The 24,486-nt window shown below is 64.6% G+C and carries 26 protein-coding genes; 10 read left to right on the forward strand and 16 right to left on the reverse strand.

Annotated elements, in window-relative coordinates; translation table 11 throughout:
* Both J0I79_RS17920 and J0I79_RS17925 read right to left on the reverse strand, forming a co-directional pair.
* Window positions 1-161: formate dehydrogenase subunit delta (locus tag J0I79_RS17920; protein ID WP_292861605.1), on the reverse strand; the 161-nt coding region annotated here is incomplete at its 3' end.
* A complete protein-coding gene (locus J0I79_RS17925; protein WP_366014671.1) occupies window positions 158-1,012 on the reverse strand; it encodes a M20/M25/M40 family metallo-hydrolase in 855 nt (284 codons plus the stop codon). The genes J0I79_RS17925 and J0I79_RS17920, both read right to left, overlap by 4 nt.
* Before the next feature lie 218 nt (window positions 1,013-1,230).
* Between J0I79_RS17925 and J0I79_RS17930 the strand changes: the two genes are divergently transcribed.
* The gene (locus tag J0I79_RS17930) at window positions 1,231-3,357 is read left to right on the forward strand and encodes an NAD(P)-binding protein (RefSeq protein ID WP_292861500.1); all 2,127 of its coding nucleotides are present in this window, start codon (window positions 1,231-1,233) and stop codon (window positions 3,355-3,357) included.
* 61 nt (window positions 3,358-3,418) lie between these two features.
* Here J0I79_RS17930 and J0I79_RS17935 read toward each other — a convergent pair whose 3' ends face one another.
* From J0I79_RS17935 to J0I79_RS17955, 5 genes are read right to left on the reverse strand one after another with little or no spacing between them, the layout of a single operon-like run.
* Complete coding sequence (locus tag J0I79_RS17935) at window positions 3,419-4,717, reverse strand: FAD-binding oxidoreductase (protein WP_292861503.1); 1,299 nt, start codon at window positions 4,715-4,717, stop codon at window positions 3,419-3,421.
* Window positions 4,714-5,697 carry a branched-chain amino acid ABC transporter permease gene (locus tag J0I79_RS17940; RefSeq protein ID WP_292861506.1) on the reverse strand — a complete coding sequence of 328 codons (984 nt, stop codon included), beginning with the start codon at window positions 5,695-5,697 and terminating at the stop codon, window positions 4,714-4,716. Before J0I79_RS17940 ends, J0I79_RS17935 begins: the two co-directional genes overlap by 4 nt.
* Entirely contained in the window at window positions 5,694-6,602 is a 909-nt protein-coding gene (locus J0I79_RS17945; protein WP_292861509.1) for a branched-chain amino acid ABC transporter permease, read from the reverse strand. Before J0I79_RS17945 ends, J0I79_RS17940 begins: the two co-directional genes overlap by 4 nt.
* Window positions 6,599-7,366: an ABC transporter ATP-binding protein gene (locus J0I79_RS17950; protein ID WP_292861512.1), complete on the reverse strand. Its 768-nt coding sequence runs from the start codon at window positions 7,364-7,366 to the stop codon at window positions 6,599-6,601. Before J0I79_RS17950 ends, J0I79_RS17945 begins: the two co-directional genes overlap by 4 nt.
* Window positions 7,363-8,157, reverse strand: a complete 795-nt coding sequence (locus J0I79_RS17955) for an ABC transporter ATP-binding protein (RefSeq protein ID WP_292861515.1) — start codon at window positions 8,155-8,157, stop codon at window positions 7,363-7,365. Before J0I79_RS17955 ends, J0I79_RS17950 begins: the two co-directional genes overlap by 4 nt.
* Before the next feature lie 126 nt (window positions 8,158-8,283).
* Between J0I79_RS17955 and J0I79_RS17960 the strand changes: the two genes are divergently transcribed.
* From J0I79_RS17960 to fghA, 7 genes are all read left to right on the forward strand, one after another.
* Window positions 8,284-9,018 carry a GntR family transcriptional regulator gene (locus J0I79_RS17960; RefSeq protein ID WP_292861518.1) on the forward strand — a complete coding sequence of 245 codons (735 nt, stop codon included), beginning with the start codon at window positions 8,284-8,286 and terminating at the stop codon, window positions 9,016-9,018.
* Window positions 9,015-9,497: a DUF3830 family protein gene (locus J0I79_RS17965; RefSeq protein WP_292861521.1), complete on the forward strand. Its 483-nt coding sequence runs from the start codon at window positions 9,015-9,017 to the stop codon at window positions 9,495-9,497. Before J0I79_RS17960 ends, J0I79_RS17965 begins: the two co-directional genes overlap by 4 nt.
* Window positions 9,498-9,851 carry a TIGR04076 family protein gene (locus tag J0I79_RS17970; protein WP_292861524.1) on the forward strand — a complete coding sequence of 118 codons (354 nt, stop codon included), beginning with the start codon at window positions 9,498-9,500 and terminating at the stop codon, window positions 9,849-9,851. It abuts the gene before it with no gap.
* A complete protein-coding gene (locus J0I79_RS17975; RefSeq protein ID WP_292861527.1) occupies window positions 9,848-10,903 on the forward strand; it encodes an aldo/keto reductase in 1,056 nt (351 codons plus the stop codon). Before J0I79_RS17970 ends, J0I79_RS17975 begins: the two co-directional genes overlap by 4 nt.
* Window positions 10,900-11,331 carry a DUF4440 domain-containing protein gene (locus J0I79_RS17980; RefSeq protein WP_292861530.1) on the forward strand — a complete coding sequence of 144 codons (432 nt, stop codon included), beginning with the start codon at window positions 10,900-10,902 and terminating at the stop codon, window positions 11,329-11,331. The genes J0I79_RS17975 and J0I79_RS17980 overlap by 4 nt, the downstream gene beginning before the upstream one ends.
* A gap of 49 nt (window positions 11,332-11,380) precedes the next feature.
* Entirely contained in the window at window positions 11,381-12,640 is a 1,260-nt protein-coding gene (locus J0I79_RS17985; protein WP_292861533.1) for an ABC transporter substrate-binding protein, read from the forward strand.
* Between the two features lie 156 nt (window positions 12,641-12,796).
* Window positions 12,797-13,645, forward strand: coding sequence for an S-formylglutathione hydrolase (gene fghA / locus J0I79_RS17990; RefSeq protein ID WP_292861536.1), 849 nt, complete (start codon window positions 12,797-12,799; stop codon window positions 13,643-13,645).
* A gap of 58 nt (window positions 13,646-13,703) precedes the next feature.
* Here fghA and J0I79_RS17995 read toward each other — a convergent pair whose 3' ends face one another.
* From J0I79_RS17995 to J0I79_RS18020, 6 genes are all read right to left on the reverse strand, one after another.
* Complete coding sequence (locus J0I79_RS17995; protein ID WP_292861539.1) at window positions 13,704-14,636, reverse strand: nucleoside hydrolase; 933 nt, start codon at window positions 14,634-14,636, stop codon at window positions 13,704-13,706.
* 11 nt (window positions 14,637-14,647) lie between these two features.
* Window positions 14,648-15,661 (reverse strand): nucleoside hydrolase, encoded by a 1,014-nt coding sequence (locus J0I79_RS18000; protein WP_292861542.1) that lies wholly within the window; start codon window positions 15,659-15,661, stop codon window positions 14,648-14,650.
* A gap of 10 nt (window positions 15,662-15,671) precedes the next feature.
* Window positions 15,672-16,658, reverse strand: a complete 987-nt coding sequence (locus tag J0I79_RS18005; protein ID WP_292861545.1) for an ABC transporter permease — start codon at window positions 16,656-16,658, stop codon at window positions 15,672-15,674.
* On the reverse strand, window positions 16,646-17,686 hold the full coding sequence (locus J0I79_RS18010; RefSeq protein WP_292861548.1) for an ABC transporter permease: 1,041 nt from the start codon (window positions 17,684-17,686) through the stop codon (window positions 16,646-16,648). The genes J0I79_RS18005 and J0I79_RS18010 overlap by 13 nt, the downstream gene beginning before the upstream one ends.
* Window positions 17,683-19,257 (reverse strand): ABC transporter ATP-binding protein, encoded by a 1,575-nt coding sequence (locus J0I79_RS18015; protein ID WP_292861551.1) that lies wholly within the window; start codon window positions 19,255-19,257, stop codon window positions 17,683-17,685. The genes J0I79_RS18010 and J0I79_RS18015 overlap by 4 nt, the downstream gene beginning before the upstream one ends.
* 87 nt (window positions 19,258-19,344) lie before the next feature.
* Window positions 19,345-20,349 (reverse strand): BMP family ABC transporter substrate-binding protein, encoded by a 1,005-nt coding sequence (locus tag J0I79_RS18020; RefSeq protein WP_292861554.1) that lies wholly within the window; start codon window positions 20,347-20,349, stop codon window positions 19,345-19,347.
* 255 nt (window positions 20,350-20,604) lie between these two features.
* Between J0I79_RS18020 and J0I79_RS18025 the strand changes: the two genes are divergently transcribed.
* Window positions 20,605-21,189, forward strand: coding sequence for an amino acid synthesis family protein (locus J0I79_RS18025; RefSeq protein ID WP_292861557.1), 585 nt, complete (start codon window positions 20,605-20,607; stop codon window positions 21,187-21,189).
* Window positions 21,186-21,770 carry an amino acid synthesis family protein gene (locus tag J0I79_RS18030; protein ID WP_292861560.1) on the forward strand — a complete coding sequence of 195 codons (585 nt, stop codon included), beginning with the start codon at window positions 21,186-21,188 and terminating at the stop codon, window positions 21,768-21,770. Before J0I79_RS18025 ends, J0I79_RS18030 begins: the two co-directional genes overlap by 4 nt.
* A gap of 48 nt (window positions 21,771-21,818) precedes the next feature.
* Here J0I79_RS18030 and J0I79_RS18035 read toward each other — a convergent pair whose 3' ends face one another.
* From J0I79_RS18035 to J0I79_RS18045, 3 genes are read right to left on the reverse strand one after another with little or no spacing between them, the layout of a single operon-like run.
* Complete coding sequence (locus tag J0I79_RS18035; protein WP_292861563.1) at window positions 21,819-23,012, reverse strand: amidohydrolase family protein; 1,194 nt, start codon at window positions 23,010-23,012, stop codon at window positions 21,819-21,821.
* A 39-nt stretch (window positions 23,013-23,051) separates the two neighbouring features.
* Complete coding sequence (locus J0I79_RS18040) at window positions 23,052-23,600, reverse strand: MarR family winged helix-turn-helix transcriptional regulator (RefSeq protein WP_292861566.1); 549 nt, start codon at window positions 23,598-23,600, stop codon at window positions 23,052-23,054.
* Window positions 23,601-23,646: 46 nt separating this feature from the next.
* Window positions 23,647-24,291 (reverse strand): isochorismatase family cysteine hydrolase, encoded by a 645-nt coding sequence (locus tag J0I79_RS18045; protein WP_292861569.1) that lies wholly within the window; start codon window positions 24,289-24,291, stop codon window positions 23,647-23,649.
* Window positions 24,292-24,486: the final 195 nt, after the last annotated feature.

Here is a 24,486-nt window from a genome sequence, read left to right on the forward strand (position 1 = left end):
GCGTCGAGATGCGCGACGATCAGCGACCGCATGCGCGGATCCCAGAACTTCTCCAGATGATCGGCAATGGCGGCGGCCTGATCGATCTTGCGCTGCGGCGCGAAGAACTTGCCGATCTGGTTTGCCATCATCACCAGGCGGTCGACGGTTTCCCCACTCATTCGGCGGCATCCGCGGCAATGCGCGCCGCGGCGTCGCGAAGCCGGCCGAGAATGACGATCGCGTCGTCCGCCGCGACGTTGCGGATTTCGAAATCGACCTGGCACAGGTTCGGCACGATGTTGAGTGCGATACCGGCATTTATCTTGCCGACATGCACGGTGGTGTAGGGAATGTCGTAATCGCCGTCGCGGGCGCCGTCGCGAGCCAGACGGTCCTGCTCGTCGCGCAAGGCGCGCACGAAATCACAGCCGAGATGGATCGCGTTGAGCGCCAGCGGCGCCAGGGCGGAATGGCCTTCACGTCCCCTGCAGATGGCGCGCGCGGCGAGCTTGCCCTTGTGTCCCGTCGCCACCTGCATCCCGGTCGGTTCGCCGACAATGCACAGCAGCGGGCGTTGCGGTGCGGCGACCAGCATCTCGATCAGGTCGCGTACGCCGAGACATCCGACTTCCTCGTCGTATGAGAGCGCCAGATGCAAGGGCGTCCGAAGCGTCATCCTCGACGCTTTGAGACAGGCCGCGAGCGCCGAGGCGACAAAGCCCTTCATGTCGGCCGCGCCGCGGCCGTAAAGCTTGCCGTCCCGCTCGGTCATCGCAAAGGCAGGCAGCGTCCAGTTCTGGCCGTCGACCGGAACCACGTCGGTGTGGCCGGACAGCATGACGCCCGGCCTGTCGGCGGGTCCGATGGTGGCAAAGAGGTTGGCCTTGTGACCGTCGGCGCTATGGATGAGGCGGCAGGCGATGCCGCTGGCCTCCAGCAGTTCCGTTGCATAGCCGATGAGGTCGAGGTTCGAGTCGCGGCTCACCGTCGGGAACGCGATCAGCCGGTCGAGAATCTTGATGCTGTCCATGTCTGAAATCCGTTGAGCTGCAGGCGGTTTAGCACCGTCGCGCAGCGCCGCTGAAGTCGCATTTGGCTCCGCTTCGTTTCACCGCAGACTAACTCGCGAAACGCGCGATTAGGCCGGTCCTAACCCGCACGGAAGAAATCCATAGTTTTCCCGCGCCCGCTCCAACTTATGAGTAATCTCCAAAGCACCGGCAGCGCCACGCCATGGGAAGGAAAGACATGCGCGACCCACGCTACGACATCCTGTTCGAACCGATGAAGATCGGTCCGGTTACCGCCAAGAACCGCTTCTATCAGGTTCCGCATTGCAATGGCGGCGGTTATCGCGATCCGTCGGCCGCCGCCGAGATGCGCCGCATGAAGTCGGAAGGCGGCTGGGGCGTCATCTTCACCGAGCAGACGGAGATGCACCACACTTCGGAGATCACGCCCTTCATCGAGCTCAGGCTGTGGGACGATGCCGACATCCCGGCGCTGGCCAGGATGGCCGACGCCATGCACGAATATGGCGCGCTGGCCGGCATCCAGCTTGCCTATTCCGGCATCAATGGTCCCAACCTCTACACCAAGGAGGTTCCGCGCGGGCCGTCGGCGTTGCCGATCCGCACCTTCACCAACGATCCCGTCCAGGCGCGCGCCATGGACAAGCAGGACATACGCGACCTGCGGCGCTGGCACCGCAATGCGTTCAAGCGTGCAAAGCAGGCTGGCTTCGATCTCGTGTGCCTCTACGGCGCGCATGGCTTCGGCATCATCCAGCACTTTTTGTCCACGGCCACCAACCAGCGCGGCGATGAATATGGTGGCTCGCTGGAAAACCGCTCGCGGCTGATGCGCGAGCTGATCGAGGAAGGACGCGACGCGATCGGCGAGACCTGCGGGCTGACGCTGAGGCTGTCGCTCGACGAGATGATCGGCGAGCTTGGTTTCGCCAATTCGGAAGTCCGCGACATGATCGAGATGCATGCCGATCTGCCCGATCTCTGGGATCTCGCCCATGGTGCGTGGGAAGACTGCTCAGGGCCGTCCCGCTTCAAGGAGGAGGCGGCGCAGGAAAGCCTGGTCTCCGGCATCAAGAAACTGACCTCCAGGCCGGTCGTCGGTGTCGGCCGCTTCACCTCGCCTGATGTGATGGTGAGGATGATCAAGTCCGGCACGCTCGACTTCATCGGCTGCGCCCGCCCGTCCATCGCCGATCCCTTCCTGCCCAGGAAGGTCGAGGAGGGCCGCATCGAGGATATCCGCGAATGCATAGGCTGCAACATCTGCATCACGGGCGACATGACCATGTCGATCTCGCGCTGCACGCAGAACCCGACCTTCATGGAGGAATGGCGCAAGGGCTGGCATCCCGAGCGCATGCAGGCCAAGGGCGACAGCGACAGCGTGCTGATCGTCGGCGCCGGACCCGCCGGGCTTGAGGCAGCCCGCGCGCTCGGCCTGCGCGGCTATCAGGTGGCCATTGCCGAAGCGGGCACCGAACTCGGCGGCCGCGTGGCGCGCGAGAGCAAGCTTCCGGGCCTGTCCGCATGGGGCAGGGTGCGCGACTATCGTCAGTATCAGCTCAGCCAGATGCCGAATGTCGACATCTATTTTAAAAGCCGGCTGTCAGCGGACGACATCCTGTCCTTCGGCTTCCAGAACGTCGCCATCGCCACCGGATCGATATGGCGGCGGGACGGGGTGGCGCGCGCCCATGTCGTGCCGATGCCGATCGATGCCGCGATGCCGGTCTACACGCCCGACGACCTGATGGCCGGCAAGCTGCCTTCCGGCAATGTCGTGCTGTTCGACGACGACCACTACTACATGGGCGGCAAGCTGCCTTCCGGCAATGTCGTGCTGTTCGACGACGACCACTACTACATGGGCGGCGTGCTGGCCGAGCTGATGGCGCGGCAGGGCGCCAGGGTGACCCTGGTGACGCCGTCGGCCTATGTGTCGGACTGGACCCGCAACACGCTGGAGCAGGGCACCATCCATCGCCGCCTGGCGGAGCTCGGCGTCGACATCGTGCTCAACCGGACTGTCGCCAGCGTCGCCGCCGGCGGTGTCGTGACGGCTTGCGTCTATACCGGTCAGCGACGGGATTTGACGGCCGACGCCGTCGTTCTCGTCACCTCGCGCAGCCAGGACGACACAGTGTGGCGCGAACTCAAGGCGCGTTCACATGACTGGGTCGGCAGCGGCATCCGTTCAGTGAAGGTCATCGGCGACGCGGAAGCGCCGGGCCCCATCGCCTGGGCAACCTATGCCGGGCACCGCTTCGCCCGCGAACTGGATGAACCCGACATCGGCGACGCATTGCCGTTCCGGCGAGAGGTGACGGCGCTGGCCTCGATATAGGCTCACAGTCGCCTTGGCTGGGAGGTCAGCCGGTGGGCAAGACGAGGCATCCACGTCGTGTCTAACGCTCCAGCCGGTCGCGCAACAGGCTCCATGGAAGCATCGCGTTCGGCGCGTAGCGCACCATGGCGTGGAACGGGATCGGCGACGGCGGCGCGAACGGCAGCGGCAAATCCCGCGCATCGGCCCCGCTTGCCCAGTCCGCCAGAACCTTGCCCATGGCCGTGGTCATCGCAATGCCGCGTCCGTTGCAGGCAAAGCCGGCGATCAGTCCAGGCCCGAGATCGACGAGGCGCGGCAGGAAGTCCGGCTCGATCGCCGCTAGGCCTGACCAGCTGAATTGCAGCGGCGGCGGGTCTTTGAGTTCGAGTTCCCTGGCGAGCCGCCGCCAGATCGCCAATGGCACCCGGTGTTCCGCACCGATGCCGACGATATGCATGCCGCCGCTGATCAGCCTGTTCTCCTTGTCGAGACGCAGGGTGAACAGATTGCGCCTTGTGTCGCCGAAGCCTTGCCCACCCGGAAGAAACCTTGCACGCGTCTCACGCGGCAGCGGCGCGGTGGCGATCTGGAATACCTTCAGCGGCACGTAGGTCCGCGCCAGTGTGCGGTTCAGTGCTCCGCCATAGGCGTTGGTGGCGACCAGCACCTTGCCCGCGCTCACCTCACCCGATACTGTCTTCAACAGCCATTCGTCCCCAATGCGGCCGATCGAACTGACACGCGTATGCTCGAAAATACGCGCGCCTGCTGTCTCCGCCGCATCGGCCAGGCCGCGTGCGTACTCGACCGGATTGAGGACGCCGCCCGACCGGTCCATCCAGCCACCGGCATAGCCGCGAACGCCGGTCAGTTCCGTAACCGATTTGTCATCCAGCGCGACTGCTGGCCTACCGCGGCTCGCCCATTGCGTAGCACGGGATTTGGTCTTCTCGAGCGCCGCGGGGGAGTGCGCCGGCTGAATCCAGCCATTCCGCACAGCGTCGCACTCGATGCCATGACGCTTGATCAGGCCGAAGACGAGGTCGGCGCTGCCGGCGGCGAAATCGACAAGCCGCTCGCCCCGGTCGGGTCCGAGCTGTGCGACGATATCATTCGGATCCCGCTTGGCGAAATTGGGCACCACGAAGCCGGCATTGCGCCCGGTCGCGCCCCAGGCGACCTGTTCTGCCTCGAGAACCGCGACCGAGAGCCCCTTCTCGGCCGTGTGCAGCGCCGTCGAAAGGCCGGTGAAACCCGCACCGATGATCGCGAGGTCCACGCAGATCCCGCCATGCAGTGCCGGCCAGTCACGACCGTTGCTGCTGATGGCTTGCCAGAGCGAAATGCCATGCCCTTCCTGCCGGGGCGAGGCATTCATGGACCCGGCCTGCTTTTGGTCGTGGCGATTTCCGCGCCCTTGCCTGGGCGCGCCCGCCGCGGCCTGTCGCCGAACAGTCCGTTTGGCCGGACGAGCAGGATAATGCAGAGCATCACGCCGATGGCGACGATCTGCAGCGAGGCGGCACGAGCCTGTTGCTCGGGCGCAAACAGCACGCTGGTCAGCGTTCCCGATCCCGCCCATATCGCCCAGACCAGTATGCTGCCGATGGCCGCGCCGAGATTGCTGCCCGAACCGCCGACGATCAGCATCACCCAGACCTGGAAGGTCAGGATGGGCAGGTAATTGTCTGGCGCGATGAAGCCGGTGAAATGCGCCTGCAAGGCCCCGGCGAGCGCCATGATGGCGCCGCCGACGGCGAAAGCCTGGATGCGGTAGAAGCGCGCGCTCTTGCCGAGCGAAATCGCCGCCCGCTCGTCCTCGCGCAATGCCTTCAGCACGCGCCCCCACGGGCTGCGCGAGAGATGCTCCAGCGCCAGATAGGTGATCAGCGCCACAGCCGACACGATGGCGAGATTGGACAGGTTGAACAGCAGCGGCGTCTCGGCGAGGCTGCCGAAAGGACGCGGAATGAAGCCGACCCCGAACGGACCGCCGGTCAGTTTCTGGGCGTTGAGCGCGACGAGTTGCACCACCACGGCAACCCCGAATGTGGTGATGGCGAGATAGTCGGACCGAAGGCGCAGCGTGGCGATGCCGGTCAGGGCGGCGGCCAGGCCGCCTACGGTCATGGCCCCCGCCCAGCCCACCAGGATTGGCAGGCCGAAGCCGCCCAGACGAGCGGGGTCGTCCGGAGTCGTCAGCAGTGCCGATGTATAGGCGCCGATGGCGACGAAACCGGCGAGGCCGACATTGAACAGTCCGGTCAGCCCCCATTGCAGGTTGAGTCCCAGCGTCACCAGCGAGAAGATCAGCGCCGTGGTCAGGAAGAAGGCGCCGTAGCCGATGAGGTCGATCATCTTTCCCGAACTCCGAAAAGGCCGATCGGCCTCACGAACAGCACCGCCATCAGGATGATGAAGGAGACGGCGGCGCGCCATTCGGCGCCGATCAATTGCACCGCGCTGGCTTCCGCGAGCCCGATGATCAGACCGCCGAGCACCGCGCCCGGTATGCTGCCGATGCCGCCGAGGATGGCCGCCGCGAACATCGGCAGCAGCATGTCGAAGCCCATGAAGGGACGGATCTGCACCAGAATGCCGATCATGACGCCGGCCACGCAGGCGAGTGCCGCGCCGACGATCCAGGTGACGCGCACCACGCGGGCGACGTCGATGCCGACGATGCGGGCGAGCGCCGGATTCTGGCTGAGCGCCTGCATGGAACGGCCGGTCTGCGTGCGTGTCATCAACAGATGCACGCCGATCACGAGCGCGGCGGTCAGCAGCAGCAAGGCGATCTGGTCCGCGGTGATGCGAATGCCGAAGCCGACCGGCATGGCGATCTGGATCGCGCGGCTGAAATAGGTCGGCCGCGAGGTGAAAGTGAATTCGAGCAGGCTGCGCAGCGCCATGGAGGCGCCGAAGCTCGCCATCACCACGATAATCGCCTGGCCCTGCGAGCGCAGCCGCGAAAACAGCACCTTGTCGAGCAGCAATGCCAGCAAGGCGGTGAAGGCCATGCCGGCGACCAGCGCAACCAGCAGCGGCCAGCCGAAGGACAGCGGTCCGATCGGCGCCACCTTGCCGAAGATCGCGCCAATGGCGCCGACGATGGTCAACGTCGCATAGGTGCCCCAGGCCATGAAGTCGCCATGGGCGAAGTTCGAGAAGCGCAGAATCGAATAGGTCAGCGTCACCCCGATGGCGCCGAGGCCGATCATCGAGCCGGTTAGCAAACCGTCGACGACAAATTGCAGGCTCATGCCGCGCCCCCGTTGCCGGTGTGTGGCGTCTTTTCCGCGCTGAGCGGGCGCTGGCCAAGATAAAGTTCGGCCACCACCGGGTCGTTCCAGAGTTCGGAGGCGACGCCCTCGTGCCTGTCCTTACCCTCGACCAGAACATAGGCTCGGTCGCCGATCGCGAGCGCTGCCTTGGCATTCTGTTCGACCAGCAGGATGGTGACGCCGGATTTTCGGATGCCGGCCAGCATCTCGAACACCATGGCAACGAATTTGGGTGACAGGCCGGCCGACGGCTCGTCGAGCACGAGCACCTTGGGATGGACGATCAGTGCCCGCGCCACGGCAAGCATCTGCCGCTGTCCGCCCGACAGATTGCCGGCGGCGGTGCGGCGCTGGCGGACAAGATCGGGAAACGCCGCGTACATTTCCTCGATGCGGGCGGGAATATCGCGACGTTCGAGAATGCCGCAGGCGACCCTGAGATTGTCCTCGACCGACATCAGCGGAAAGATGTTTTCGGTCTGCGGCACGAAGGCGAGACCGAGCCGCACCATGGTGTAGGCCGGCGCTGACGTGATGTCCCTGCCGTCCAGTGTTACCGTGCCGCCGGTGATCGGAACGAGGCCGGCGATCGCCTTGATGAAGCTCGACTTGCCGGCGCCGTTCGGCCCGAGGACGACGACGATTTCACCCTTTCCGACGGTGATCGAGGCGCCGCGCACGATCGGCACGCCAGGCTCGTAGCCGGCTTCGAGATCGCGGACGTCGAGCACGGTCTCGCTCATGCCGCACCCCCGAGATAGGCCTCGATGACGCGCGGGTCGCGCGCAACTTCCTCGGCCGTGCCTTCGCTCAGCAACTGGCCGCCGGCCATGACGAGGACGCGGTGGCAGAGCCGCGTCACCATGTCGATATTGTGCTCGATCAGCAGGAAGGTGATGCCGCGCGCATTGATGTCGCGGATCCGGTCGATGATGACTTCCAGCAGCGTCGCGTTGACGCCGGCCGCCGGTTCGTCGAGCAGGATGATCGCCGGATCGGCCATCATGACGCGGGCGAGTTCGAGCAGCTTGCGCTGGCCGCCGGAGAGCACGCGCGCCGGCTCGTGGGCGAGGCGGGTGAGGGTGACCAGTTCCAGCAAGTCGAGCGCCTTTGCCCGGGCGGCTTTCTCCTGCGCCGCCACCCGCCATGGCGTGACGAAGTTCGCGAGCAGTCTCTCGCCGGCCTGGCCCTGTGCCGCCAGCATGATGTTTTCGATCAGTGTCAGATTGGGCAGCGGGCGCGGGATCTGGAAGGTACGGCCGAGGCCACGGCCTATGCGCAGGTGAGCGGCTTCGCCCGAGACGCGCGTGCCGTTGAGCAGGATATCGCCGCTGGTCGGCAAGATACTGCCGGCAAGAAGATCGAACATGGTCGTCTTACCGGCGCCGTTCGGTCCGATCAGGCCGAGGATTTCGCCCGCCGCGACATCGAACGAGACATCGTTTACCGCGACAAGGCCGCCGAAGCGCCGCACGACATTCCGCGCCGCCAGAACCGGCGCGCGGTGTTCTTGCCGCTTGGCTGCCTCACTCATCGAACCCTCTGGCCGAGACGGCCATTGCCATCTTCTGATTTTTGATTTGTGATCACACTTGCGTTGATCACGCTATTCGGCTTTAATTTCGACCGCAAGCCGAAATCAGGCCAAGAGCGGAATTCCATGCAAAAGGCTGCCGCCGAACGGAACAACGAGGTCATCGCCGCGCAACTCGCGCCGGTCGGCCGCGAGACGGTTCAGGACCGTGTCTACTCCGAACTGCGCCGCGCCCTGATCGGCGGCCTGTTCGAGCCGAGCCAGGTGCTGACCATCCGGGGCCTGGCCGATGCGCTGGTCACATCGACCATGCCGGTGCGCGAGGCGCTCGGCCGGCTGATCACGGAAAAGGCGCTGGAGGCGCTGCCCAACCGTTCGGTGCGGGTGCCGCCGATCACGCTCGAACGCCTCGATGATCTCTTGCGCGCCCGCATCCTGATCGAGGGCGAGGCGATAGCGCTGGCCGCGCCGCGCATGAGCACGCGTCAGATCGCCGCCATCGAAACCATTCTGGGCGAATGGGACGAGATGCGGGCGTTGAAACACAAGAAGGATGTCGACCGCGAGGTGACGCTCAACCAGAGCTTCCATTTCGAGATTTATCGCGCCTGCGGCTCGGCAGTGCTGATCCCGATGATCGAGAGCCTATGGCTGCAGTCGGGACCTTGCATCCGTGTGGCGATCTACGCGTTCTCGGAGGCCGGCGAGGTCGACACCGCCCAGTATCACCGCGGCATCGTCACGGCGCTCGCCACGCAGGATGCGCAGGCCGCGCGCGATGCGCTCGTCGCCGACATCAGCCGGCCCTTCACATTCCTGCGCAGCAAGCTGCAATCGGCCGCCGGGAAGGGTCTGATATGACCGCCATCGGCATCACCGAGCCGCGCTCCGGTCTTTCCGTAAAGGCGGTGTTGCTGCCGGAGAAGGCGCCGGAAAACGTCGCCTTCCTCAAGGCATACCTCGCCACGCCACGTGTGGTGCCCGGCATCCACGCGATGTGGACGGGACCGGAAATCTCCTGCCCGGTTCCCGCTGCTGATCTCGACGGCCAGTCCTATGCGAGACCCTTGCCGGCGGAAAACGCGACGCTGACGCCGCAGCCCGGCGACATCGTGCTGTCCTACGTGCCGCCGCGCATGTGGAGTGGCAATCCCAATGCGATCTTCGACATCGGCCTGTTCTACGGGCAGGGGGCGCGGCTTCTGTTCCCGATCGGCTGGCTCGCCGGCAGTGTGGTTGCGCAGCTGCCCGTCGGGGAGCGTGATGGTTTCGCCGCCGCCTGCGGCATCATCCGCCGCAATGGTGCCTGCGAAATCACCTTCAGCCTGGCGGAGGCCTGAATGGCGGACGACAGTTTCGAGCTCTTCGATCTTCGCGTCGAGGCTGTAGTCCCGGAGGGTAAGCCGATCTATTGTGGCGCCAGGGCTGGCGACTATTTCGAGCTCAAGGGCGAAATGCTGTCGATGCCGGCCGGGCAGGGATTCTCCATCTATTCGCTCGCCGCCGTCCTGCCGCTGCTGGCGGCAAAACAGCGCCCGACCCACGCCAATGACTGGATGACCTCGGACGCCGAGATCGCCTGTCCCGATCCCAACTGTGCCAGCCGGCTGCGGATCGTCAGGGTGGGCAGGCGGCGGTTCAGCCACGCCGAAACCACGGCCGTGCCGCTCCCGAAGGAGAACGACCCGACATGAGCGCCAGGACCTTCGAGCTCAGCTCCGGCTACACCATCTCGCGCGTCATTCGCGGCGGTTGGCAATTGGCCGGCGGCCATGGTGCCATCGATCGCCAGCAGGCGGTGAGCGACCTGATCGCCACCTTCGATGCGGGCATCTGGACCTATGATTGCGCCGACATCTACACCGGCGTCGAGGAATTGATCGGCGCCGCCCGGCTGCGGCTGGCCAGTGAGCGCGGTCTGGACGTCGCCGCCAGGATGAAGGTGCACACCAAGCTGGTGCCCGATCTCGAACGGCTGGCCGCCATCAGCCGCGACTACATCAGGGGCATCGTCGATCAGTCATTGCGCCGGCTGAAGACCGAGCGGCTCGATCTCGTGCAGTTCCACTGGTGGGACTACGCGCAGCCCCGCTATATCGAGGCGATGGGCTGGCTCGACGAATTGCGGCGCGAGGGCAAGGTGCGGGATCTCGGCACCACCAATTTCGATACGCCGCGGCTCGCCGAAATCCTGGCCGCCGGCATTCCGCTGGTCAGCCAGCAACTGCAATATTCCGTGCTCGACCAGCGGGCGGCGGCAAGCCTTGCCGCGCTCGCAGCGAACAACGGCGTCAGCTTCCTTTGCTACGGTTCGGTGGCCGGCGGCTTCCTCAGCGAGAAGTGGCTGGGTGTCGCCGAGCCTTCGATGCCGCTCGAGAACCGGTCTCTGGTCAAATACAAGCTGATCATCGACGATTTCGGTGGCTGGGACCTTTTTCAATCCCTGCTCGGGACGCTGAAGGCGGTCGGAGATCGCCATGGCGTGGACATCGCGACGATCGCCAGCGCCTGGGTGCTCGGCCAGCCATGTGTGGCGGCCGTCATCGTCGGTGCCCGCAACCAGGCGCATGCGGTTGCCAACGCCGGCATCATGGATGTCAGCCTGTCGGCGCAGGACCGGGCAGCCATCGATGCCGTGATCGCTGAACGCAGGGGGCCGGAAGGCGACGTCTATACGCTGGAGCGCGACCGCCACGGCCGCCACGGCTCGATCATGCATTACAATCTGAACGCAGGCCGCACATGAGCGCCATCCAGGCCACGCTGTTCGCCAGGGCCAGCGCCGAGATCGTCGACCTGCATCGCTTCTTCGTCGACTGGTTCGTCGCCGCGCGCGCCGAAAGGGTGGACTTCGGCCGCTTCGAGGCAGCCATGGGGGAAGGCTTCTGCATGATCGCACCGAGCGGCGCGGTCCTCGATCGCGACGCGGTCCTCGACCATGTCAGGCAAAGTCGCGCGACTTGCGATGACGGCTTCGCCATCTCGATCGAGGATATCCGGCCCGGTTGGCAAGCCGACGGCATGATCGTCATCCTCTACATCGAGGCGCAACTGCGTGGCGGCAAGCGCAGCCGCCGCCAGTCGAGCGCTGTCTTCACCACCAGTTCATCGGCGCCCAACGGCGTCCAATGGCGGCATCTGCATGAGACCTGGCTGCAGGTGCCAGAAGGCTGAACAGGCTTCAGAGATCAAACTCCAGTCGGATAACTCAAGGGGAACAACAATGAGGAACACGATACTGAAATTCACAACAGCACTGGCTCTCGTCACGATGGCAGGCGCCGCGCAGGCGGCCGATTGCAAGATCACGGTAGGCCTCGTCATGGAACTGACCGGTCCGGCCGGCGAATATGGTCAGGCCGGCGCCAAGTCTGTCGAAATGGCCTTTCGCGACATCAACGCCGCCGGCGGGGTTCGCGGCTGCGACCTCGCGACCGACACGCGCGACAGCCAGAGCCAGGGCAACATCGCGGTCGACGCCGCGACCCAACTCGTGCAGGTCAAGAAGGTGCCGGTCATCATCGGTGGCATCATCTCCTCGGTGTCGATCCCGATCCTGACCTCGGTCACCGCCCCGGCCAAGATCGTTCAGGTGTCGCCCGCATCTTCCTCGCCGACGCTGACCGCGCTTGGCCGTGATGGCAAGACCAACGGCATCTTCTTCCGCACCATCACCTCGGATGCGCTGCAAGGCGTCGCCGCCGCCAAATATGCGGTCGACAAGGGCTTCAAGAAGCTGTCGATCATCCACGTCAACAACGATTTCGGCGTCAACATGGTGGCGGAATTCTCGCGTGCCTACAAAGCGCTCGGCGGCACCATCGTTTCGGACACGCCCTACAACGAGAAGCAGTCGAGCTATGCTTCGGAAGTGACGGCGGCGATGGGAGGCGAGCCGGACGGGCTCTACCTCGTCAGCACGCCGGTCGACGGCGCCACGATCGCCCGCACCTGGATTTCGCAGGGCGGCGTGCAGAAGTTCCTGCTTAACGACGGCATGAACAGCCCGGACTTCATCGAGTCCGTCGGCGCCGACTATCTGAAGGAGGCCTATGGCACCTCTTCCGGCACCAGCCCGACCGCGTCGACCGACTATTTCATGAAGAACTACAAGGAATTCTCGGGCATCGAACCGTCCAACCCGGCGGCCGACCGCTCCTACGATGCCGGCGCCATCGTTGGGCTGGCGATCGCCATCGCCGGCTCCGAGGATCCGGCCAAGATCAAGGATGCAATGTACAAGGCGGTCGACCCGGCGGGCACGCCGATCTATGCCGGCAAGGACGAATTCGCCAAGGCGCTCGGCCTGATCAAGGATGGCAAGCCGATCCGCTACGAAGGCGTCATCGGTCCTGTCGCCTTCGACAAGTATGGCGACATCACCGGTCCGTTCCGGCTCTGGAAGATCGTCGACGGCAAGGTGACGACCGACGGCGAGATGACCACCGACGACGTCAACGCCCTGCAGGCGAAATTACAATAGGCGTATTCCGCCTCTCCGGCGCGCTACCGTTTCGTCGCGGGTCGCGCCGGACATCAAGCCTGGCTGATCCAGAAGTCCTTCACGGTTGCCCTGATCCCGGCCAATGCCGTAGACAGGCGGCCGCGAACAGGATTCCAGCAGGCGGAGAAGAACCATATGTCGGACCGGATGAAGACCATCTCCACATCCAAATCGCATGGCGGCGTGCAGGGCGTTTATTCCCACGCCTCGGATGCCTGCGCCTGCGACATGGTTTTTGCCGTCTTCGTGCCGCCGCAGGCCCGTGAAAGACCTTGCCCTGTCGTCTGGTACCTCTCCGGCCTCACCTGCACCCATGCCAATGTCATGGACAAGGGCGAATACAGGCGCATGGCCGCCGAGCTTGGCCTGATCGTCGTCTGCCCTGACACCAGCCCGCGCGGCGCCGATGTTCCCGACGAGAAGGACAATTGGCAGTTCGGTTGCGGCGCCGGCTTCTATCTCGACGCGACGCAGCAGCCCTATGCGAAGAACTATCGCATGTATTCCTATGTCACCGAGGAACTGCCGGCGCTGATTGCCGCTGAATTTCCTGTCGACATGACGCGCCAGGCGATCTTTGGCCACTCGATGGGCGGCCATGGCGCGCTAACGATTGCGCTGAAAAATCCGCAACGGTTCAGGAGCTGCTCGGCCTTCGCGCCGATCGTGCAGCCCAGCACCTCGGGCTGGTCGAAGCCGGCGCTCGAAAAATATCTCGGTGCGGATCAGACGGCATGGCGCGGCTACGATGCCACGCTGCTCATTGAGGATGGCAATCGCTTGCCCGAACTTCTCGTTGATCAAGGGACAGCCGACGGCTTTCTCAAAGACGGGCTGAAACCCTGGCTGCTCGAAGAGGCCTGCGCCAAGGCCGGCATGACGCTGAGGCTGCGCATGCAGGAGGGCTACGACCACTCCTACTTTTTCATCTCGACGTTCATGGAAGACCATCTGAGATGGCACGCGGAACGTCTGTCCGCGTAAGTGCATAGGATAGGCAGCCCGGCAATCGCCGGGCCGCGTGTCTCGCGCTCTTTGCGGTTTAGTCCCGCAAGAGGTCGAACATCAACTTGAAGAACCGGTCCGCGTCGACCTCGTGGGCGATACGGGCATTATCCTTCTCGCCGCGCTCGCCCCAGAAATCGGCGACCGTCGCGCCGAAAGCGTAGGTGCCGGACAGGTCGACGCCGATATGGGCGGGGCGCGTACGCACCAGTGTCGGGTCGATGGCCAGCGCCAGCGCCAGCGGATCGTGCATGGCGCCGCCGACGCCCATCGAGTTGCGGTGCAGCTTCTCGTAGAACAACAGCCAGTCGTTGACGAGCTTGCCGAGTGGTGTGTCGATAGTAGCGAGTTCGGCATATTGCGGCGCCTCGATCAGCACCTGCATGGTGACGTCGAGCCCGACCATCAGGATCGGCACGCCGCTGTCGAGCACGATCTTCAACGCTTCAGGGTCGCAGAAGGCGTTGAACTCCGTCGGCGTGATGATCTCGCTCTTGCGGTAGAAGACACCGCCCATCCAGATCAGTTCCTTGATCTTGGGCAGCACGTCGCGATGCTTGAGGATCAGGAGGCCGATGTTCGACAGCGGACCGGTGGCGACGACCAGGATCGGTTCGGGCGCCGCGCGCAGCTTGTCGGCCAGGAAATCGACCGCGTGCTGGTCGACAGGCTTGATGGTTGCCTGCGGCAGATAGGGCGAGCCTTCGAGGCCGCTCGGGCCATCGGCGGTGCCCAGCACCAGCGGGCGGGCGAGGGGACGGTGGCATCCTTGCGCGACGGGTACGTCGCCGGCGCCGATATATTCCAGGATGCGCAAGGCGTTGGCGGTGGTCTTTTCGACTTCGGCGTTGCCGCATGTCGTGGTGACGCCGAGAAGCTCGATGGCCGGCGAGCGGTGCGCCATGACAAGCGCGATGGCATCGTCATGGCCTGGGTCGCAGTCGAACAGGATTGGAGTTGCTGTGGTCATTTTTTCGGTCCTCACGCCGCTTGTTCGTAGCGCGCGATGGTTTGCTTGAAGATGTTCAGGAAGCGGCGCCCATCCAGATCGGTGCAGATGCGCGTCGTCTTCGGCCCGCCGCCAGGCAGCAACTGCCGGCCGCGATGCGCGACCGTCTGGCCGCGCGCCAGTCGCCCGTCGAGCACGACGTCGGCGAAGAGGGGTTCGGTCATCGTTGCAAGGCTGGGGTCGAAAGCCAGCGCGACGGTGATCACGTCATCCATCGGGAAGCCGACGAGATCGAAGAATTCACGCCAGATGTCGATGTAGATCGGGAAGGAGTCGGCGATCATGTCGAAGACGGGATTGTTCTTCGCGTCCGCCTGCATGTCGGCGATATCGTCGCGCGTCAGCATGGAGTCAGCGACGCGGTTGTCCTCGCAAATGTCGAGCGGCACCAGGATCTTGTCGACCTCGGCGTTGAGCACGATGCGCGAAGCCTCCGGATCGGCCCAGATGTTGTATTCCGAGAGCGGCGTGATGTTGCCGGGTGTCTGAAAATTGCCGCCGAGCACGAGCAGCCGCTTGAGCGCGCCTGTCAGCCGAGGCTCCTGCAGCAGCGCCATCGCCGCATTGGTCAGCGGGCCGGTGGTCACCAGCGTGATCTCTCCGGGATTGGACATGACCGTGTCGATGATGAAGTCGACGGCATGTCCCGGCGTTGCCGGTCGGGATGGCGTCGGTGCTGGCGGATTGAACTTCTTCAACCGGTCTCCGAAGCGGGCGACGAGCCGCTTTTCGAAATGCACCGGCGCTTCCATGTCGGCCTTGGAATTGCCGACGATCGGGCGCCATGCCCCGGCATGGACCGGTATGTCGTCGCGCCCGGCAAGTGTGAGCGTGTTGAGCACGACATTGGTGACCTGCTCGATCGGACCTGCCGCGCCGGTTACCGTGGTGACGCCTTCGAGCCGGACATTCGGGTGCGCGGCTGCGAACAGCACGGCCAGAATGTCGTCGCCGGCAGAATCCACGTCGAGGATTATGCGTTCCATGTGAGTTCCTTCATTGCGGATTTTTGTCTGCGGGTACGCTGTTCCGGTCGGTCGAAAGCAGTTTCTGCATCGATGCCAGCGTCTCCTTGATGATTTTCGGCCGCGCCCGGTAGGACAGCGCGAACAGGGCCGTGAGCGCCACGACATAGGGTACGGTCAGAACCAGGTAGGACGGAAAACCGAACGTCTGCAGACGCAGCGAGAAGGCGTCGGCGAAGCCGAACAGCAGGCAGCCGGCCAGCACCTTCAACGGGTCGCCATTGGAGAAGATCAGGATCGCCACCGCCATGAAGCCGCGGCCCGACGACATGTTCTCCGTGAACATGGTGATGTAGCCGAGCGACAGATGCGCACCGGCCAGCCCCGCCAGCAATCCGCACAGCAGCGAGGCGATGTAGCGCACGCGCGTGATCGAGATGCCGAGCGCCTCGGCGGCCTCGGGCTTTTCGCCGACGACGCGGATGTAGAGGCCGAGCCGGGTGCGGTTGTAGAACAGCACCAGAAGCGGCACCGCGATGAACGCGACATAGACGATCGGCGTGAAGCCCGAGACCAGCGGGGCCCACGAGCCGAGCAGCGCCTGCGCACCTGGTATCTGCACCTTTGGCAGGCCGACGATGCCGTGGCCGACGATCGATCCGCGTGTGCCGAAGATCGCCTTCATCAGCGAGATCGTCATGCCGCCAGCTAGGATGTTGAGCGCGAGACCGACCACCACTTCATTGGCACGGAACGTCACCACCAGCACGGCGAAGGCGAGTGCGAAGGCCAGCGCGGCCGCCACGCCGCAGGCAACGCCAGCGAAGGCCGATCCTGTCCAGATCGAGCCGAGGACGGCAAAGAACGCGCCGGCCAGCATCTGGCCCTCGAGACCGATGTTGAAGATGCCTGCCTTGGTGGTGAACGATCCGCCGAGCGCCACCAGCAGGATGGGCGCGGTGGTGCGCAGCGTGGCCGCGATGAGCGCGATGTTGATGAGCTTGTCTAGAATTTCCATCGACGCTCTCCCGCCTGGCTGTCGCCACGGCGTCTGACCAGAACCTGCGCCGACACGCTGAGGATGATCAGCGCCTGGATCACGGTGATGATTTCACGTGAGGCGGTGGTGTCGACCTCGAGCAGCAGCGATCCGCTGCGCAGCGCGCCAAAGAACAGCGCCGTCACGATGGTGGCGACCGGCGAGCCATTGGCGAGCAGGGCGGCGATGAGCCCGTCGAAGCCGAAGCCGGGAGCGAAGCCCTCCATGAAGCGGTGATGCACGCCAAGCGTCTCGACGCCTCCCGCCAGTCCGCCGACGGCGCCTGAAAGCAGCAGCACCACAAAACCCTGCCGTTTCACGTTGACGCCGCCATACTCGGCGAATTTCGGCGCCGAGCCGACCATCGTCACGCCATAGCCCCAGCTGGTGTAGCGGAAGACCAGCGCCACGCCGACGGCCAGCAGCAGGCCGATAAACAGCCCCCAGTTCAGCCGCGAGAACGCGAAGATCTCCGGCAGGTAGGCTGTCGCCAGGATCGGCGGCGTCTCCGACCAGCCGCCGGGCCGCTTGAACAGGAAGATGGTGAAATAGGAGGTGAGCAGCACGGCGATGTAGTTCGACAGGATCGTCGAGACGACTTCGTTGGTGTTGTAGCGGGCGCGGAAATAGGCGGGGATGGCAACCCAGGCAGCGCCCGCGGCGACCGCGAGCGCCAGTGCCGCCAGCGTATGGATGCCCGTGGGCAGGGAGAAGGTGAAGCCGACCCAGGCAGCGGCAAACCCGCCGAGGAACAGCTGGCCCTCGATGCCGACATTGAACATGCCGCCGCGAAGGCCGATGCAGGCGGCGACCCCGCAGATCAGGATCGGCGTCGTCTGCAGCAGGGTCCCGGCGATCTTTTCCTGATCGCCGAAGGCGCCGCGGAGCAACGTCATGAAGACATGGACCGGGCTTTCGCCGACCATCAGGATGATGATCGCGCCCATCAGCAAGGCAACACCCAGGGCGATGACCTGGCCGGAAACGGCGCGCAAACGCTCACTCATGACAAGGGCTCCGCCACAGGTTCGGGCAATACGCCGGCCATCATCATGCCGATGCGGTCCTCATCGGCATTGTCGCCGGAAACCTCGCCCATGATACGTCCGTTGAACATCACCAGGATACGATCGGCGAGCGCCGCCAGTTCATCGAGCTGCACTGATATCAGCAGGATCGCCCGGCCGGCCGCGCGCTGGCGCATGATCTCGCTGTGAATGGCTTCCTGTGCCCCGATGTCGACGCCGCGCGTTGGCTGGTCGATCAGCAGGAAATCGGCGCCATTGGTGAATTCGCGCGCCAGCACCACCTTCTGGATATTGCCGCCAGACAGCCGCTTGACGGGGTCGGCCGCGCCTTGCGCGCGGATATCGAAACTCTTGATCAGCGCGCCGGCATTCCCGGCGATCGCCTTCCAGTCGAGCACGCCGCTGCGGCTCCAGGGCGCGCGATGCTGGCGGCCCATCAGCGTGTTCGCCGCGATCGACGCATTGCGATCGACTCCGCGCACCATGCGGTCGCCCGGCACATGGGCAAAACCCGCCTCGCGTATGGCGGCAGGCGTGAGTGTGGTGAGATCGCGGCCCTTGAGCCATGCCTCGCCATGGCTGGCCGGCCGCAGGCCCGAAAGCACCTCCGCCAGTTCGGTCTGCCCATTGCCGGCGACGCCCGCAATGCCCACCACCTCACCGGCGCGGACGCTGAAACTGGCGCCGCGAACAGCCGGCAGCCGCCGGTCGTCGCGCGCCCACAAGTCCTTCACATCAAGCACGACATCGCCGTGCAGGGCAGCGCGCGGACGCCGGTCGAAACTGACCTCGCGGCCCACCATCATGCGCACCAGCTCATCCTTGCTGAGTTCACTCGTCGGGCGGGTGGCGACCTTGCGGCCGTTGCGCAGCACCGTCACCGTATCTGACACCTCCATCACCTCTTCGAGGTGGTGCGAGATGAAGATCACCGTCATGCCCTCGGCCACGAAGCTGCGCAGCGTCTGGAACAGTTCGCGGCTTTCTTGCGGCGTCAGCACGGCGGTCGGTTCGTCAAGGATGATGGTGCGGGCGCCGCGCACCAGCACCTTGAGGATCTCGATGCGCTGCTCGATGCCGACCGAGAGCAGGCCGACGCGCTCGGTGGGGTCGACATGCAATCCGAAGCGTTTCGACAGCTCGTGCGTGCGTGCGACCTGCGCGGCATGGTCGATCAGCCCATGCCGGCGGATCTCCATGCCGAGAAAGACATTGTCGGCGACCGAGAGCGATGGCACCAGCTTGAAGTGCTGGTGCACCATGCCGAGCCCGGCCTTGATAGCGACGGCCGGGTCGGCCACCACGGTCGCCTCGCCGTTTAGCCGGATCGACCCTTCATCCGGCTGGAGCAGGCCGAACAGTATGTTCATCAGCGTCGTCTTGCCGGCGCCGTTCTCGCCGATGATGGCGTGGATCTCGCCCCGGCGCACGGCAAGCTCGATGCCGTCATTGGCGGTGAAAGCGCCAAAACGCTTGGTGATGCCTGTCAGTTCGACGGCCATTCCGGCAGTGTTTTGAGGGGTCGGCGACCCCGGCGCGTTCGACACCATGGCTCTCACGTATTGAAACCGACCCGTCGCGGCGGGCCGCGGCGGATCAGTCTAGCGCGTTCTTGGGAGGGATGCGCTGTTGCCGGCTTACTTCGCCTTGGCGATTGTGATCTTGCCGTCGACGATCTCCTTCTTGATCTCGTCCAGCTTGGTGGTCACGTCAGCCGGGAGCTTGGGGGCGATATCGTCGCAGACCTTGACCTCGACGCCGCCGGAGGCGAGGTCGAACGTGCGGGTGCCGGCGGTAACCTTGCGGCCCTCGACCTCGTCCTTGATCAGCGTGTAGACGGCAATGTCGCCGCGCTTCAGCATGCTGGCCAGAACGTTTCCGGGCGCCGAGCCGCACATGTCGATGTCGACGCCGATCGAATATTTGTCGACAGCAGCACTTGCCTGCATCACGCCTTCACCGGTCGGGCCGGCGACGTTGTAGACGATGTCGTTGCCCTGGCCATAAAGCGCCTGGGCGAGTTCGCTGCCCTTGGCCGGATCGTCGAAGGTTCCGGCGAACACGGAGTTCACCTTCACGTCAGGCGCGGCGTATTTGGCGCCCTGCTCGTAGCCGCCGAGGAAGTTGCGGATCACCGGGATATCGCGGCCGCCGACGAAGCCGATCGCCTTGCCGTCGCCGATCTTGGGGAATTCGCTGCCCTTGGCCTCGATCATGCCGGCCAGCGCGCCGGCGACGAAGGAGCCCTGTTCCTCGGCGAAGTTGGCGTAGATCATCTTGGGATTGTCGAGCACGCCGTCGATGAAGACGAAGCGCTGGTCGGGATATTCCTTGCTCACCTTCTGCAGAGAATCCACCAGCTCCCAACCCATCACGAAGATCAGGTCGTACTGCTTGCCCTTGGCCAGGTTTTCGAACTGCTCCTGATAGTCCAGGGCGCGATTGCCGGTGTCGACCAGCTTGAGGTCGATGCCGAAATCGGTCTTGGCCTTGTTGAGGCCGTTGACGATCGAAACACCGAAGCCCTGTGCGAAATATCCGGAGATCGCCGCCACGGAAACCTTGGCCTGTGCGGCGGCCGAACCCAACGAAACGGCCAGCATCGTGCCAGCCAGGAATAAACTCTTGAGCGCCCTTTTCATGTCATTCCCCTTCAGCTTTTTTCAGCTTTTCAAGCCACGCCTTGACCATCCCCCACATGTCGCCGCAACAGCGGCGAGTTCGTTGATGGTCATATGAGTTTAGGAGCGGCCCGACAGGCTGTCAATCGTCATCGAGCACGGTTTTCTCAGCTCTTCGGTCGCGTCTCTCACCTCGGCGCTTGACAAACTTCGGCGATGCATAATTGTTGATACTCTAACGAGTTACCATGCGTGACGGGACGAAGGATACAAACAATGCCAGCTGTGGTGGTCAGGAAATTTCTGGTCCAGGTCGAAGAGATATTCCATGAGGGAGGGCCGCCTGCGGCGCGCCCGCCCAAGCGCGGCGCGATCGTTGCCGTCATCGCCAACCCCTTCGCCGGACGCTACGTGGAGGAGATCACCGGGTTCATGGAAGACCTGAAGCCGCTCGGCCTTGAGATGGCGCGGCGCCTGATCGATGCAATGGGTGAGGGGGCCGCCGCGATCGAAGGTTACGGCAAGGGTGCCATTGTCGGCGCTGCCGGCGAGCTCGAACATGGCGCGCTCTGGCACAATCCGGGCGGCTACGCGATGCGCGAACTTCTCGGCAACGCCAAGGCCATCGTGCCCTCGACCAAGAAGGTCGGCGGTCCGGGAACGCGCATCGACATCCCGATCACCCACATCAACGCCTCCTATGTGCGCAGCCATTTCGATGCGATCGAGATCGGTGTGAATGATGCGCCGCGCAGCGACGAGATGGCGGTCATCCTGGCCATGACCACGGGCGCGCGCATTCACGCCCGCGTCGGCGGTCTGGCGGCGGCGGACATCAAGGGCGAGGACGGTTTGCGATGAGTGTGGAAATCCGCCGCATCATCACCGTCGTCGAGGAAACCCGGATCGAAGGCGGCCGTCCCGTCGATCCGCCGACCCGTCGAGCCGCCGCCATTGCCGTGATCCGCAATCCTTATGCCGGCACGTTTGTCGAGGACCTGTCGGCACTGAGCGACATCGGCGAAGCGCTGGGCGATATCCTGCCCAGGCGGGCCATTGCCGCTCTCGGCATCTCCGGCGATCAGGTCGAAAGTTTCGGCAAGGCTGCCGCGGTCGGCGCCGATGGTGAGCTCGAACACGCCGCCGCCATCCTTCATCCAAAGCTGGGCGCCCCGTTCCGTGACGTGCTGGGCAAGGGCGCGGCGCTCATCCCGTCGTCGAAGAAACGTGGTGGTCTCGGCGTGCCGCTCGACATTCCGCTCGGCCACAAGGATGCGGCGCGGGTGCGCAGCCATTTCGACGGCATGGAGGTTCGCGTTCCCGATGCGCCGCGCGCCGACGAGATCGTCGTCGCCATTGCCGTCACCGATTCAGGCCGACCGCATCCGCGTGTCGGCGGGCTGACCAAGGACAAGATCGTCGGCAAGGATGGCGTGAGCTAGCGGGACTGCGGTCGCGCCCGCAATCTCGCTGGCACTTCGAGGCCGCCGTCAGGCGGCCTTGACTTCCGGAACCCGCATCGCCGGCGGGGTGTTGCGGCTGCGGCCGGTGCGCACTTCGCCGTCGATGACCACCATGCCGATGCCAGGCAGATTGCCGAGCGATACGCTGTCGAGCAGCCCGTCGCCGGCGCCGCCGATCGCCTGGTCGATGAAGATGAGGTCGGCGGCGCGCCCGATCTCGATGATGCCGCGGTCGGCCAGCCCGCGCACCCGCGCGGTGTTGCCGCTGGCAAAGCAGAACGCCACTTCCGGTGCGACGCCGCCCAGCGAAGCAAGCATGGTCAGCGTCCTCAGGATGCCGAGTGGCTGCACGCCCGATCCGGCAGGGCTGTCTGTGCCGAGAATGATGCGGGAAAGTTCGTCGCGCTGCCTTGCCAGCTCGAGCACGAACAGGCCGGTGCGCAGATTGCCGTTGTGGACGATTTCAAGCGCCCGCGAACCGTTCTCGCAGATCTGCCGGATTTCGGCTTCGGGCAGCGCCGTCGGTCCACCATTGACGTGGGCGACGATGTCGGCGTCGACCTCCAGCACCACATCCGCGCCGATGCGGCCGGAGCCGGGCAGGGAAGGGCCGCCGGTGTGGGTCATCGAGGTCATGCCGTATTTGCGTGCCCAGGCGATCATCTGCCGGCCGGTCGGCCCGTCCTTGACACCGCCAAGCCCGACCTCGCCGACAAGCGTCACGCCGGCTTCGGCCAGGGACCGGAAGTCATCCTCGACCAAGCCGTGTTCCAGGATGGGCGCTCCGGCAACAATCTTCATGCCGTTGGGGCGGAAGTTGGAGAAGGTGCGCTGCGCCGCGATCGCCAGCGCCTTCAACCCGACCAGGTCGCGTGGCCGGCCTGGCGTGTGGACCTCCCCCGCCGAAATCATCGACGTGACGCCGCCATGGACGGTCGAATCCATCCAGCCGATCTGGTTTTGCCTCGGCGTCCAGTCGCCCGCCACCGGGTGAACATGGTTGTCGATCAGCCCCGGCGCCACCGCGCAGCCCATTGCGTCGATGACCGTCGCGGCGTGACCGGCATCGACATCGCCGGCCTTGCCGATGCCGGTGATACGTCCGTCCGCCACCACGATGGTGTCGGCATCGAGGATCGGCCGGTCGAGGTCACCGCTCAACATGAGGCCGATATTGCGGACGACGAGCGTGTTGGCAGACGACTTGGGGTCGGACGACATCGGTTCTCACTTCTGCTGGTATGAAAATCTGGACGCGGCCTATTTGCCGCTGTCCCCATTCGACGGATCGTCGTCATTGATGCGCTTGAGCAGGCGAAGCAGCGTGGCTTGCTCCGAGGGGGAAAGCGGCGACAGGAACCGCCTGCCGACCTCGACGCTGCGTGCCAGCCGCTCGAGCGTGTACTGGGTGCCTTTCTCGGTCAGCGCGATCATCGACAGGCGCTGGTCGGTCTCCGAAGCGCTGCGCGTGATCAACTCGTGCTTGAGCAGTTTGCGCATGACGATGCTGATGGTCGACGGGTCCATCGCCGTCAGCCGTCCGAGATGGTTCTGCGAGACTTCGCCGTGTTTGAGGATAGTGGCCAGGGCCGCGTACTGGGTTGGCGAGAGATCTTCTCCTGCCATGACCTGCTGGAAGCGCAGCGTCGCGCGCTGATGCGCCTTGCGGATCATGTGCGCCGGGTGGCGATCCAGTTCGTACCCGGTCCGCGCGTATTCTTCGAGCACCTGCTCGCGGTTGAGAGGCGCCGCCTCGCCGCCTTGCCGTTTCGAGGCCTCGTTCTTTCCGGATTTCTTTTCGGTCGTCAAACCGGACTCCTGTTGTCTGCCTCGGATGCCGATTGCACTTTATGGTTCAGGCCGCGACGCTGGCCGGCTGCAGCGCCGTCCCGTCCAGAACCGCCGCCACGACATCGGCCGAATTGCTGACCACGCCGAAATGCGTCGCAATGTCGTAAAGCGAGCTTTCCTGTTCGCGTGGTCCCGTGGCCGCGCAGCAATCGCTCGGCACCACCACCTCGTAGCCCTGGAAAAAGGCGTCATGGACGGTCGATCGCACGCAGATGTTGGTGACCACGCCGAAGATGATCAACTGATCGACCTGCATATCCTTGAGCGTCAGGTCGAGGTCGGTCTGGAAGAAGGCCGAGTAGCGCCGCTTGATGACATGGATCTCGTCGTCGCGGGCTCCGAGATCCTCGATGATTTCGGGTCCCCAGCTTCCTTCCACGCAATGCGGCGTGCGCTTCACCCATTCGCGTTCGCGGCGCATGCCCGGCCGGTGCGCGTCATGGACCCAGATCACCGGGACGCCACTTGCCCGCGCGGCGTCGATCACGGCCAGTTGCGGCCCGACCAGTGCCTCATATCCGGGCAGCACCATGGCCCCGCCGGGCTTGCAGAATTCATTGACCATATCGATGACGATAACAGCGGCGCGTCGCGGATCGAGGCGCACCGCATCGTCGTGCCGATGTGAGGAAAAAACGTCCACGGCCATGGCGGTCTCCTTTGGTCGATCGTTGATGCTCATACAAAAAACCCTGGCGGGTGCCAAGTCAATCCCGTTCGACGCAAAGCTGCGATCACCGGCCTTGCGCACGCGGTTCGCACAAGCGTATGCGCTATTTGTCCTGCGCGATATAAGCTTGACAAGGGTCGGCAATCATGTGCTCGATTTGTATGACCATCAACG

The organism is Mesorhizobium sp. (assembly GCF_017306585.1).
Lineage (GTDB): Bacteria > Pseudomonadota > Alphaproteobacteria > Rhizobiales > Rhizobiaceae > Mesorhizobium.